The following is a 12,348-nucleotide window of genomic DNA, read 5'->3' on the forward strand; positions in this document are numbered from 1 at the left end:
AACCTTCGTTCATCCAATCTTGCGCCAACCCTCAAAGCGCATGGCATCCCGTCAGGAGCACACACGATGAAAGCGAAGATCCTCACCCGCAGCGCCGTCGCGGCAGCCGTTGCCGTTGCCTTGTCGGCGGGCTACGTGGCCGGTCACAACAATGTTCCTGCGCCGCAAGTCATCCCGTCCGCGCAAGCCGCGCTGATGCCCGCCGAGGCTGCCGCCAAGACCGGCGTGCCCGATTTCTCCGGCCTGGTCGAAACCTACGGTCCGGCGGTGGTGAACATCAGCGCGAAGCATGTCGTCAAGCAGACATCCGCGCGTCGCGGCGGCAACGCGAATCAGGTGCCGATGGACCCCGACGATCCGTTCTACCAGTTCTTCAAGCGCTTCTACGGCAACGTCCCCGGCTTCGGCGGCGGCGGTGGCGGCGATGGTCCCAGTGCGGATCGTCCGAGCGAAGGGCTGGGTTCGGGCTTCATCGTGAGCAGCGATGGCTACATCCTCACCAACGCGCACGTGGTCGATAACGCGAACGTGGTCACGGTCAAGCTGACGGACAAGCGCGAATATCGCGCGAAGGTGATCGGTGCCGATAAGCAGTCGGACGTCGCTGTGCTCAAGATCGATGCGAAGGACCTGCCTGTCGTCAAGATCGGCGATCCGAACGGCAGCAAGGTCGGCCAGTGGGTCGTCGCGATCGGTTCGCCTTATGGTTTCGACAACACGGTGACGTCTGGCATCATCAGCGCGAAGTCGCGGGCACTGCCGAACGAGAATTACACGCCGTTCATTCAGACCGACGTGCCGGTGAATCCGGGCAACTCGGGCGGGCCGCTGTTTAATTTGCAGGGCGAAGTAATCGGCATCAACTCGATGATCTACTCGCAGACGGGCGGCTTCCAGGGACTTTCGTTCGCTATCCCGATCAATGAAGCGATCAAGGTGAAGGATGCGCTCATCAAGACGGGTCACGTGGATCGCGGCCGTCTCGGCGTGACGGTGCAGAGCATGAATCAGACGCTAGCGAATTCGTTCGGCATGAAGTCGCCGGAAGGCGCGCTGGTGAGTTCGGTCGAGCCGGGCGGTCCGGCGGCGAAGGCGGGCCTGCAACCGGGCGATGTCATCACCGCGGTCAACGGCACGGCGGTGGCGGATTCGACTTCGCTGCCGTCGCAGGTGGCGGGGTTGTCGCCGGGCACGTCGGCCAAGGTCACGGTGTGGCGCGACAAGAGCGCGAAGGATATCGATGTCACCATCGGCGCGCTCAAGGACGCCAAGGTCGCGAGCGCCGATTCGAAGGCTGGCGGCGACGATGGTGGCGCGGCGGCGCAGGACACGCGGTTGGGCGTCGCGGTGCGTCCCCTCACGCCGGATGAGAAGCAGCAAGGCTCGATCGCGCGCGGTCTGCTTGTGCAGCAGAGCAACGGCGCGGCGGCGAACGCGGGCATCCAGCCGGGCGACGTGATTCTCGCGGTCAACGGACAGCCGGTCACCACGACGCAGCAGTTGAAGACGATGGTCTCGCGCGCGGGCGACAGCATCGCGCTTCTGATCCAGCGTGACGACGCGCAGATCTTCGTTCCGGTCGACCTCGGCTAAGCGGGCTAGGCGATGCCGATGCGGGCACGAAGCATGCTCCTTGGTGCTTCGGTGCCCCATCGCGTGATTGCCGCGCATCGGGCGTGAGGCCGTGAAACGCGTTGCATGCAAAGCAACGCGTGGCGGCATCGGAACAGGAGAAAACGACAAATGAACAAAGCCACGGGAAAACTGGTTGCCGCGATGTTGGCGGCCGCGCTCGGCGCAGGGCTTGCAAACGGCGCGTGGGCGCAGGCATCGGGTGCGACGGTGGGCGGCACAAGCGATACAGGCAGCGCCGGGAACGACAACGGCGGCGGCCTGCCGCAAGTCCAGCAGCAAGGCGATGTGTCGTACACGTCCGGCGGTGTCGGGCTCGACGAATCGCACGCGTTGCAGCGCGAGCAGTCGCACTGGCCGCTGTCCATGCGTTTCACCGGCCCGACGGCGGATTATCTGTCGAACGTGCATGTGCGCATCGTCGATGGAAAGGGCAGCGAAATATTGAGCACCGAAGCAATGGGACCGTACATGCTGGTGAAGCTGCCGGCCGGCAGTTACACGGTCTTTGCGAAGTACAAGGATCAGGAAAAGAAACAATCGGTGAGCGTGTCTGGGCCGGGCAAGGCCAAGGCGGCGTTTCACTGGAGCATTCAGTAAGCGCACGCGCGACAGTTAGCGATATGCCGGTCAACGCGCTCACCCAGACCGGCAAAAGTTGTCTCATAATGAAAGCCACGGGCAACGCAATGCCCGTGGCTTTTTAGTGGCCGGGCGCGGCTCGACGAACAAGTACGACCACACGATCACGCGCCTTGCGATTTCCGCGAACGCCGGAGGGCACCACGATGAGCACGGATCTCAACGACGGTCACGAAGCCGCGCATCGGCTGGAGCTTCGGCCGAACGCCCGGCGCTGCCGCGTGATTCACCAGGGCGTCACGTACGCCGACACGCTCGCCTCGCTGACGCTTACCGAAACCGGCGCGGACGATGTTCACTACTTCCCGCGCGGCGACGTCAACATGGCGCGGATGCAGCGCTCCATTCACACCTCGCATTGCCCGCACAAGGGCGAGGCGACGCACTATCACTTGCTGACCGAAGACGGCCCCGTGGAAAACGCCGCGTGGAGCTACGAAGCGCCGTCCGACGCCGCCGCACCGATCAAGGGCTATCTGGCTTTCTACGGTTCGCGCGTGGATCGTATCGACGAGACTTCGTAGGCGAGTTGCCGCACAGACGCAGCGCGCCCGATGCGCGACAACCTAACTCAGCGTTCCGCGTCCCGGAGGCCCGGATGGAAATCGACGAAGCCTTGCGCATTCCGCTCGATCCGGCGCGAGTTCGGGAAGCGCTCGCCGATATCGCGTTGCTGCGCGCGAGTCTGGACAATTGCGAATCGTTCACGCGAACGCCTAACGGCGAACACACGCTCACGCTGACGGTGCCGCTCGGCGCGCTGCGGGCACGCTACGAGATTCGCCTGCACGCGGCGGGCGAGACGCGGCAGGACGCGCGAAATGGTCAGGATGGCGCACCATCACGTTCCGGCGATCAGATTCACGCGCGCACCCTGAGCTTCAGGGCGCGCGGCGAAGGTGTCGGCTCGTTGCGCGGACAGATTGCCGTCGCGCTGAGTCCGGATCAGGACGGCGAAGCAACGTGGGTCGAATACACCGTTTGGGCGACCGTGTCGGGTCCGCTCGCCGATCTTCCATCGCGTCAGATCGAGAACGCATTACGCGAAGGCGCGGACGAATTTTTTGCCGAGTTCTGCGAAGTCGTGTGCGCAAAGTACGGACTGCCATCGGATCGCGCGATGCCCGAGCGGCGCCACATCTTCCTGCGGCCCGGCGCGCTGTCGGCGGCGTTTTCGCGCCGGATGGGCGCGAGCATGCGTGCGCTCAACGAACCGGCGGGCGCGGCGGCGGCGAGCGGCGTGTTGCGTCATCGGATGCCGGGGCGGTTTCTGCATCGGCGGGACCGGGAGCCGGAGCATCATCCGCTTGGGCTTCCCGGTTGGGCGTGGACCGCGATGATCGTCTGCCTCGCGCTGTTCGCGTTCTTCGCGCCGAAAACCGGGCACTAAGCAGTCAGCAACGCCGGACTCAAGCGCAACGCATCGAGACAGGCATCGACGAGCGCTTCGGAGTCCCGCGACGGATCGACGCTGCCCGGCAGCATCAGCGAATCGTGCAGGATGCCGGTGAACAGCGCGTGCAGCATGTTCATGGCGCGGCGCGTGTCCAGCTTCGCGGGCAACTGCTTTTTCTCGATGGCATTGCGCAACGCCCGCTCGATGCGCTCCATCCCTTCGCGCGAATTGTTTTGCTGGCGCTCGCGCACCGGTCCCATTTCCTCGACGAACTCGCACTTCAGAAAAAGAATGTCGAACACGCGGCGGCGTCGCTCGTCGGCGGTGATATTGCGCATGCACCAGATGAACAGATCGCGCAACTGAGCGAGCGGGTCCGGCTCGCGGCCATCGAGCGTGGCTTCCACCAGTTCGTCGAGCGGCAAGACGCTGCGCTCGAACATCGCGTTGAAAAGATCGCCCTTGTTGGCGAAATGCCAGTAGATCGCGCCGCGCGTGACCCCTGCCGCCAGGGCGATGTCCGCGAGCGTCGTGCGTGAAACGCCTTTTTCGTAGAAGACGCGCTCGGCTGCATCGAGAATGCGGTTTCGCGTCTCCTGCGCCTCTTCCTTGGTTCGTCTGACCATAACGTTCGGCCTGCGGCCGGATGCTCCCGTGCTTACGTGTGTTTCGGCCCTCGCGGCCACGCTGTCGAAGATTCGTCGAACGTAATCGATTACGGGTGGAACGTTTTTATCGTCCACCCGCAAGCGAATTGAAGTACAGTTTTTTACATTCATTGACGAATGTATATACAATACCACCCGTCAACCAAATACCCCAAGTAGCAGACAGCGAGCAGTAAGCCAATTAAGCTTTCATTTCGATTGCTCGTTCTGGCCGTTCCTTGGCTTCCGACGGCGCCTGACGGCGTCGCACGAGCATGAAATCCGGCCTCGGCTGGAATCGCGCTCACCGGTATTACTGCTTGGTTTTTGGATCAGCGTCTTAGAACGCTCGTGCGCGGCGTGGCCCGGGGAAGGCCGCCGCGCACCTCCTCATTCTCAGTCTTAGACAGAGGTCGCTCCATGCGCGTCGAACGGGTTCCATACCGCTGGGTTCCAGTCAGCATCATCACCGCCGCGACGGCTGCCGTATTCCTGGCCGCCTGCGGACAAAAACAGTCAGCACCGCCGCCGCAAACGCCCGAAGTGGGCATCGTCACCGTTCAGCCGACCAGCGTGCCGGTCGTCGCCGATCTGCCGGGCCGCACCAGCGCGTTCCTGGTCGCGCAAGTGCGCGCGCGGGTGGACGGCATCGTGTTGCGCCGTGAATTCACCGAAGGCGATGACGTCAAGCAAGGCCAGCGCCTCTACAAGATCGATCCCGCGCCGTACATCGCCGCGCTGAACAACGCGAAGGCGACGCTGGCGAAAGCGCAGGCCAACCTCGTCTCGACCACCGCGCAGGCCGGCCGCTACAAGGTGCTGGTCGCCAGCAACGCGGTGAGCAAGCAGGACTACGACAACGCCGTGGCATCGGAAGGGCAGGCAGCGGCGGATGTGGCCGCGGGCAAGGCATCGGTCGATACCGCGCAGATCAACCTCGGCTACACCGACGTGCTCTCGCCGATCAGCGGACGCACCGGCCTCTCGCAAGTCACGCCGGGCGCGTACGTGCAGGCGAGCGCCGCGACGCTGATGACGACCATCCAGCAACTCGACCCGATCTACGTCGATCTGACGCAATCGAGCGTCGACGGCCTCAAGCTGCGCCGCCAGATTCAGGAGGGCCGCCTGCAGACCGAAGGCATCCATGCGGCGAAGGTGCAACTGGTGCTGGAAGACGGCCGCGTCTATTCCGAGCAGGGCAAGCTCCAGTTCTCCGACGTGAGCGTGGATCAGAGCACCGGCTCCGTGACCGTGCGCGCGATCTTTCAGAACAAGGACCGCGTGCTCTTGCCGGGCATGTTCGTGCGCGCGCGCATTCAGGAAGGCGTGAACGACCACGCGCTGGTGGTGCCGCAGATCGGCGTCACGCATGACCAGAAGGGCCAGCCGACCGCGCTCGTCGTCAACAAGGACGACAAGGTCGAACTGCGTCAGCTCGTGACCAGCGGAACCTACGGTCAGAGCTGGGTGGTCGACAGCGGCATTTCCCCCGGCGACCGCGTGATCGTCAACGGCGTGGAGAAGGCCAAGCCCGGCATGCAGGTGAAGCCGGTGGACGCGAAATTCCCGTACCCGGTCGCGGGCGCTTCGGGCGCGGCGGCGGCATCCGCGCCTGCGGCATCCGGTGCGCCGGGCGCGGCTCCGGCCAACGCGAGCGGTGCGCAGGCGGCGTCCGCCGCTTCGGGCGCTTGAACGCGGCATAACAGGGAGCCTGTTTCATGGCAAAGTTTTTTATCGATCGCCCGATCTTCGCATGGGTGATCGCCATCATCCTGATGCTGGCGGGGATGGCGTCGATCTTCACGCTGCCGGTCGCGCAGTATCCGACCATCGCGCCGCCGGCCATTCAGATCAGCGCGACGTATCCGGGCGCTTCCGCCAGCACCGTGGAAAACACGGTCACGCAGGTGATCGAGCAGCAGATGAGCGGTCTCGACCACTTGCTGTATCTGTCATCCACGTCGGATGACTCCGGCACGGCGACCATCACGCTGACGTTCGCGGCGGGCACGAATCCGGACATCGCGCAGGTGCAGGTGCAGAACAAGCTGCAACTGGCGACGCCGCTTCTGCCGCAGGTCGTGCAGCAGCTCGGCACGAAGGTGACGAAATCGAGTTCGAGCTTCCTGCTCGTGCTTGCGTTCGTGTCGCAGGACGGCAGCATGAACAAGTACGACCTCGCGAACTACGTGGCGTCGAAGGTGCAGGACCCGCTCTCGCGGATCGACGGCGTGGGCACGGTGACGCTGTTCGGCTCGCAGTACGCCATGCGGATCTGGCTGGATGCCACCAAGCTCACCAACTACTCGCTGACGCCGGTCGATGTCTCCAACGCCATCGCCGCGCAGAACGTGCAGGTGGCGGCGGGCAGTCTGGGCGGCACGCCCGCGGTGCCGGGTCAGATGTTGCAGGCGACCATCACGCAGGCGACGCTGCTGCAAACGCCCGAGCAGTTCGGCAACATCCTGCTCAAGGTGAACAAGGACGGTTCGCAGGTGCGGCTGAAGGATGTCTCGCACATCGACCTCGGCGGCGAAAACTACAACTTCGACACCAAGTACAACGGTCAGCCGACGGCAGGCTTCGGTATTCAGCTTGCCACCGGCGCGAACGCGCTCGCGACCGCCAAGGCGGTGCGCCAGAAGGTCGATGAACTGTCGAAGTACTTCCCGAACGGGCTGGTCGTGAAGTATCCGTACGACACCACGCCGTTCGTGCGCCTGTCGATCGAGGAAGTGGTCAAGACGCTGATCGAAGGGATCGTGCTGGTGTTCCTGGTGATGTATCTGTTCCTGCAAAACCTGCGGGCGACGATCATCCCGACCATCGCGGTGCCGGTGGTGTTGCTGGGCACCTTCGCGATCATGTCGGCGGTGGGCTTTTCCATCAACGTGTTGTCGATGTTCGGCCTCGTGCTCGCCATCGGCTTGCTGGTGGACGATGCCATCGTGGTGGTGGAGAACGTCGAGCGGGTGATGTCCGAGGAGCATTTATCGCCACGCGACGCCACCCGGAAAGCGATGGGCCAGATCACCGGCGCGCTGGTCGGCGTGGCGCTGGTGCTCTCGGCGGTGTTCGTGCCGGTGGCGTTCTCGGGCGGTTCCGTGGGCGCGATTTACCGGCAGTTCTCGCTGACCATCGTCGCGGCGATGGTGCTTTCCGTGATGGTCGCGCTGATTCTCACGCCCGCACTGTGCGCGACGATCCTGAAGCCGCATCCTGAAGGGCACGTCGCCGAGCGCAAGGGCTTCTTCGGCTGGTTCAACCGCAACTTCAACAAGAGCCAGGAGAAGTATCACAGCGGCGTGCAGCACGTGATCCGGCGCTCGGGGCGCTGGCTCATCATCTATCTCGTGGTGATCGTCGCGGTGGGCATGCTGTTCCTGCGTCTGCCGAAGTCGTTCCTGCCCGATGAAGATCAGGGCACCATGTTCGTGCTGGTGCAGGCGCCGTCCGGCTCCACGCAGGAATACACCGCGCATGTGCTCAAGGACGTGCAGGAGTATTTGCTCAACGACGAGAAGGGCATCGTCGAATCGGTGTTCACGGTGAACGGCTTCTCGTTCGCGGGACGCGGCCAGAACTCCGGTCTCGTGTTCGTGCGGATGAAGGATTACGCCGATCGTCAGCACACCGATCAGAAGGTGCAGGCGCTGGTCGGACGCATGTTCATGCACTTCGCGCCGTATAAGGACGCGATGATCTTCCCGGTCAATCCGCCTTCGATTCCCGAACTCGGCACGGCGGCGGGCTTCGACTTCGAGTTGCAGGATCGCGCGGGCGTGGGCCACGCGAAGCTGATGGAAGCGCGCAACATGCTGCTCGGCATGGCGGCGAAGGACCCGACGCTCGCGCAGGTGCGTCCGAACGGTCTGAACGACACGCCGCAGTTCAAGGTGAATATCGACCGCGAGAAGGCACAGGCGCTGGGCGTGTCCATCGCGGATGTGGACAACACGTTCTCCATCGCGTGGGCGTCGAGCTACGTCAACAACTTCCTCGATGTCGATAACCGGATCAAGAAGGTCTACGTGCAGGGCGACAACCAGTTCCGCATGACGCCGGAAGATGTCGACAAGTGGTACGTGCGCAATACCAGCGGAACGATGGTGCCGTTCTCCGCGTTCTCGACGGCCGAGTGGATCTACGGTTCGCCGAAGCTCGAACGCTACAACGGTATCTCGGCGGTCGAAATTCAGGGCGCGGCATCGGCGGGTAAATCGACCGGTCAGGCCATGACGGCGATCGAAGCCATCGCGGCGAAACTGCCTGCGGGCATCGGCTACGAATGGACGGGGCTGTCGTATCAGGAGCGTCAGTCGGGTTCGCAGGCGCCGATTCTGTACGGCATCTCGATCCTCGTGGTGTTCCTGTGTCTGGCGGCGCTGTATGAAAGCTGGTCGATTCCGTTCTCGGTCATCATGGTCGTGCCGCTGGGCGTGCTCGGCGCGCTCTTGGCGGCGACGCTGCGCGGTCTGGAAAACGACGTGTTCTTCCAGGTCGGTCTGTTGACGACGGTAGGCTTGTCGGCGAAGAACGCGATTCTGATCGTGGAATTCGCCCGTGAACTGCGCATGCAGGGCATGACCACGGTGGAAGCGGCGATGGAAGCGGCGCGTCTGCGGTTGCGTCCGATTCTGATGACCTCGCTCGCGTTCATTCTCGGCGTGATGCCGCTGGCCATTTCCAACGGCGCGGGTTCGGCCAGTCAGCACGCGATCGGCACCGGCGTGATCGGCGGGATGATTACGGCAACTTTCCTCGCCATCTTCATGATCCCGATGTTCTTCGTCGTGATCTCGAAGTTCAGCAAGAGCAAGGACATGCCGGCGCCGGGTTCGGATGGCGATATCGAAGGTCATGGCGGTGCGCCCGCCACGGGCAAGGAAGGACACTGAGATGCTTAAACATTCTTTGATCGCGGCCACGGTGGCGATGCTCGCCGCCGGCTGCACCTTCGAGCCGAAGTACGAACGGCCCGAGGCGCCCGTCTCGCAGACGTTCCCGCAAGGCGGCGTCTACGCGACGCAGCCGGGCGCGCAATCGGAAGCGAGCAATGGCCGCAGCGCCAGCGGGCAGAGCGCACCGGAAATCGGCTGGCGCGACTTCTTCGCCGATCCGCGCTTGCAGGAAATCGTGGCGCTGGCGCTGAAGAACAACCGCGATCTGCGCGTATCGATGCTCAATGTCGATGCGCAACGCGCGCAGTATCAGATCACGCGCGCGGGCCTGTTCCCGACGCTCGATGGCGTGGCGTCGCAGACCAAATCGCGCACGCCGAAGGATTTGTCGTTCTTCGACCAGACCATCTCCAATCAGTATTCGGTGGGATTGTCGGCGTCGTGGGAAATCGACTTTTTCGGGCGTATTCGCAGCCTGAAGGATCAGGCGTTGGCGCAGTATCTGTCGACTGCCGAATCGCGCAAGGCGGCGGAGATCGCGCTGGTGTCGTCGGTGGCGGATCAATATCTGACCATGCTCGCGTATGACGATCAGCTTGTCGTCACGCAGAACACGCTTAAGACGGCGCAGGAGTCGTATCGCATCACCAAGCTGCAATTCGACAACGGCACGGGCTCGGAACTCGATCTGCGCCAGTCCGAAGGCGTGGTGCAGCAGGCGCAGGCGAACTTGCAGGCGCAGGCGCGCTTGCGGGCGCAGGCGGAGAACGCGCTCGTGGTGCTGGTCGGCGAGCCATTGCCGGACGACATGCCCAAAGGCATGCCGCTCGATTCGCAAAACCTGCTGTCGGACATTCCGGCGGGCTTGCCGTCCGATCTGCTGGTGCGTCGTCCTGACATCGCGGCGGCGGAAGAGTCGTTGCTGGCAGCGAATGCGAATATCGGCGCGGCGCGGGCGGCGTTCTTCCCGAGAGTCACGCTGACCGGCAGCTTCGGCACGCTTTCGCCGACGCTCGGCGGCTTGTTCAAGCCGGGTTCGGCGGCGTGGTCGTTCGCCCCGCAAATCGATCTGCCGATTTTTGAAGGCGGTGCGAACGTCGCCAATCTCGATCTCGCGCAGGTGCAGAAGCGTATCGAGATCGCCAATTACGAGAAGGCGATTCAGACCGCATTCCGCGAAGTCGCCGATGGTCTGGCGGCACGCGGCACCTACGACGAACAGATTCGCTCGCTCGAACGGTTCGTGAAGTCGCAGAGCAGGCGGCTGGAGTTGTCGGATTTGCGGTATCGCAACGGCGTGGATAGTTATCTCGCGGTGTTGACGGCGCAGACCGATCTGTATTCCGCGCAGCAGACGTTGATTACGGCGCGGCTGAATCGGTTGACGAACCTGGTCGATCTGTATCAGTTCCTCGGCGGCGGATGGATCGAGCACGCTGGCGACACACCGCGCCCCGCTGATGCACCGACTGATTTCGGTGCGGCAAGTGCGCCGAAAGCGGCATCGGCGGCGGGGTGATTGGCTGATTGATAGCAGTGGTTTGCTGATGAAAGCCCGGCATCGCGCCGGGCTTTTTTTATCCCTACTGAATCCTTCGTTTTGCTCATCATTTCAGCAAAACAGAAACAAATCTTCCGCTGACGTCATATTTCCGCGCGGATGCCGCTTCGCAGACCTCGTTGACCTGACACCCTTCCTATAATCGCCTGGCCAGTCGAAGCCGGTTCGATCCCAGCTGACCGTTCTGCCGACGACTGCGTTTTCTTCGTCCCAACGGCAAAAGAGAACGCTTAGTCATCCCAAAAATACGCGATACCCGGCGCTCGTTGCCCCAAGCCGGGCGTTCCGCGTCGAGCGAAACACGCCGCGCGCACGGACATCCCCGAATGAGCGGGACGTGCGCATCTTCATTCAAGCATCTAAAGAGGTCTGCGCTCAATGCGTCTCGAACGTGTTCCCTCCCGTCTCATCTGCGTCGTGGCGGCCGCCATGTCGCTGGCCGCTTGCTCGGACAAGCATCCCTCCGCCATGCCGCAGCACACGCCCGAAGTCGGCGTCGTGACGCTCAAGGCGACCGGCGTGCCCGTCACCACGGAACTCACGGGCCGCACCAGCGCGTTCGTCGATGCCCAGGTTCGCGCGCGCGTCGATGGCATCGTGCTGCGCCGCGAATTCACCGAAGGCGGGCTCGTCAAGCAGGGCCAACGGCTCTACAAGATCGATCCCGCGCCGTACATCGCGCAATTGAACAGCGCGAAGGCGGCGCTCGCGAAGGCGCAGGCGAATCTCGTCTCGACCACCGCGCAGGCGCAGCGTTACAAGGTGCTGGTGGAAGCGAACGCGGTCAGCAAGCAGGATTACGACAACGCGGTGGCGTCGGAAGGTCAGGCGCGGGCGGACGTGGCATCGGCGAAGGCGCAGGTGGAAAGCGCGCAGATCAACTTGGGCTATACGGATGTGCTTTCGCCCGTTACCGGTCAGGCGGGTATCTCGCAGGTCACGCCCGGCGCGTACGTGCAGGCCGCGCAGGCCACGCTCATGGTCACCGTGCAACAGCTCGATCCGATGTACGTCGATCTCACGCAATCGAGTCTCGACGGGCTGAAGCTGCGCCGCCAGATGCAGGAAGGCCGCCTCACCTCGGACGGCGCGAATGCCGCGAAAGTCACGCTCATTCTCGAAGACGGCCGCGAATATCCCGAGCAGGGCCGCCTTCAGTTCAGCGATGTGACGGTGGATCAATCCACCGGTTCGGTGACCGTGCGCGCCGTGTTCGAGAACAAGGATCGCGTGCTGCTGCCGGGCATGTTCGTGCGCGCGCGCATCGAGCAGGGCACGAATCCGCACGCGCTCGTCGTGCCGGTGCAGGGCATCTCGCACGATCAGAAAGGCACCGCCGTCGCGATGATCGTCGATGGCGAGAACAAGGTCGCGCTGCGTCCGCTCGTCACTTCAGGCACGCAAGGGCAGAACTGGGTGGTCGAAAGCGGCCTGAACGCGGGCGACCGCGTGATCGTCGAGGGCATCGACAAGGTGAAGCCGGGCATGCCGGTGAAGGCAGTGGAAGCGCATCGGCCGGATGCGACGCCTTCCATGCCCGCGTCCAGCGCCGCGGGCGCATAAGCA

General features: G+C 63.5%; 9 protein-coding genes. 8 read left to right on the plus strand and 1 reads right to left on the minus strand.

All coding sequences use genetic code 11. The annotated features are described in order from the left end of the window. The first annotated feature begins 66 nt into the window (after positions 1-66). The 4 genes from ACZCWR_RS05300 (at position 67) to ACZCWR_RS05315 (ending at position 3,664) form a co-directional block, all read left to right on the plus strand. Positions 67-1,593: a DegQ family serine endoprotease gene (locus ACZCWR_RS05300; protein ID WP_487302668.1), complete on the plus strand. Its 1,527-nt coding sequence runs from the start codon at positions 67-69 to the stop codon at positions 1,591-1,593. A gap of 150 nt (positions 1,594-1,743) precedes the next feature. Then, the gene (locus tag ACZCWR_RS05305) at positions 1,744-2,232 is read left to right on the plus strand and encodes a carboxypeptidase regulatory-like domain-containing protein (protein WP_487302669.1); all 489 of its coding nucleotides are present in this window, start codon (positions 1,744-1,746) and stop codon (positions 2,230-2,232) included. A 188-nt stretch (positions 2,233-2,420) separates the two neighbouring features. Then, a complete protein-coding gene (locus tag ACZCWR_RS05310) occupies positions 2,421-2,798 on the plus strand; it encodes a DUF427 domain-containing protein (protein WP_487302670.1) in 378 nt (125 codons plus the stop codon). Between the two features lie 74 nt (positions 2,799-2,872). Next, the gene (locus tag ACZCWR_RS05315; protein ID WP_487302671.1) at positions 2,873-3,664 is read left to right on the plus strand and encodes an SRPBCC family protein; all 792 of its coding nucleotides are present in this window, start codon (positions 2,873-2,875) and stop codon (positions 3,662-3,664) included. Here the strand turns inward: ACZCWR_RS05315 and ACZCWR_RS05320 are convergent. After that, positions 3,661-4,296, minus strand: coding sequence for a TetR family transcriptional regulator (locus tag ACZCWR_RS05320; RefSeq protein ID WP_487302672.1), 636 nt, complete (start codon positions 4,294-4,296; stop codon positions 3,661-3,663). The two genes, ACZCWR_RS05315 and ACZCWR_RS05320, sit on opposite strands and share 4 nt — an antisense overlap. A 441-nt stretch (positions 4,297-4,737) precedes the next feature. On the opposite strand from ACZCWR_RS05320, the gene ACZCWR_RS05325 reads away from it, so the two are divergent. From ACZCWR_RS05325 to ACZCWR_RS05340, 4 genes are all read left to right on the plus strand, one after another. Beyond that, positions 4,738-6,012: an efflux RND transporter periplasmic adaptor subunit gene (locus tag ACZCWR_RS05325; protein WP_487302673.1), complete on the plus strand. Its 1,275-nt coding sequence runs from the start codon at positions 4,738-4,740 to the stop codon at positions 6,010-6,012. A 26-nt stretch (positions 6,013-6,038) separates the two neighbouring features. Continuing rightward, entirely contained in the window at positions 6,039-9,218 is a 3,180-nt protein-coding gene (locus ACZCWR_RS05330) for an efflux RND transporter permease subunit (protein ID WP_487302674.1), read from the plus strand. A 1-nt stretch (position 9,219) separates the two neighbouring features. Then, on the plus strand, positions 9,220-10,740 hold the full coding sequence (locus ACZCWR_RS05335; protein WP_487302675.1) for an efflux transporter outer membrane subunit: 1,521 nt from the start codon (positions 9,220-9,222) through the stop codon (positions 10,738-10,740). A 420-nt stretch (positions 10,741-11,160) separates the two neighbouring features. Continuing rightward, positions 11,161-12,345, plus strand: a complete 1,185-nt coding sequence (locus tag ACZCWR_RS05340; RefSeq protein ID WP_487302676.1) for an efflux RND transporter periplasmic adaptor subunit — start codon at positions 11,161-11,163, stop codon at positions 12,343-12,345. The last annotated feature ends 3 nt before the right edge of the window (positions 12,346-12,348 follow it).

This window comes from Caballeronia sp. A2-2 (assembly GCF_057612605.2).

What these genes read in the sequence shown, in the direction of transcription:
- ACZCWR_RS05310 (WP_487302670.1), top strand. Translation starts at nt 2,421, where the DNA reads ATGAGCACGGATCTCAACGACGGTCACGAAGCCGCGCATCGGCTGGAG.
- ACZCWR_RS05305 (WP_487302669.1), top strand. Translation starts at nt 1,744, where the DNA reads ATGAACAAAGCCACGGGAAAACTGGTTGCCGCGATGTTGGCGGCCGCG.
- ACZCWR_RS05340 (WP_487302676.1), top strand. Translation starts at nt 11,161, where the DNA reads ATGCGTCTCGAACGTGTTCCCTCCCGTCTCATCTGCGTCGTGGCGGCC.
- ACZCWR_RS05315 (WP_487302671.1), top strand. Translation starts at nt 2,873, where the DNA reads ATGGAAATCGACGAAGCCTTGCGCATTCCGCTCGATCCGGCGCGAGTT.
- ACZCWR_RS05325 (WP_487302673.1), top strand. Translation starts at nt 4,738, where the DNA reads ATGCGCGTCGAACGGGTTCCATACCGCTGGGTTCCAGTCAGCATCATC.
- ACZCWR_RS05330 (WP_487302674.1), top strand. Translation starts at nt 6,039, where the DNA reads ATGGCAAAGTTTTTTATCGATCGCCCGATCTTCGCATGGGTGATCGCC.
- ACZCWR_RS05320 (WP_487302672.1), bottom strand. Translation starts at nt 4,296, where the DNA reads ATGGTCAGACGAACCAAGGAAGAGGCGCAGGAGACGCGAAACCGCATT.
- ACZCWR_RS05300 (WP_487302668.1), top strand. Translation starts at nt 67, where the DNA reads ATGAAAGCGAAGATCCTCACCCGCAGCGCCGTCGCGGCAGCCGTTGCC.
- ACZCWR_RS05335 (WP_487302675.1), top strand. Translation starts at nt 9,220, where the DNA reads ATGCTTAAACATTCTTTGATCGCGGCCACGGTGGCGATGCTCGCCGCC.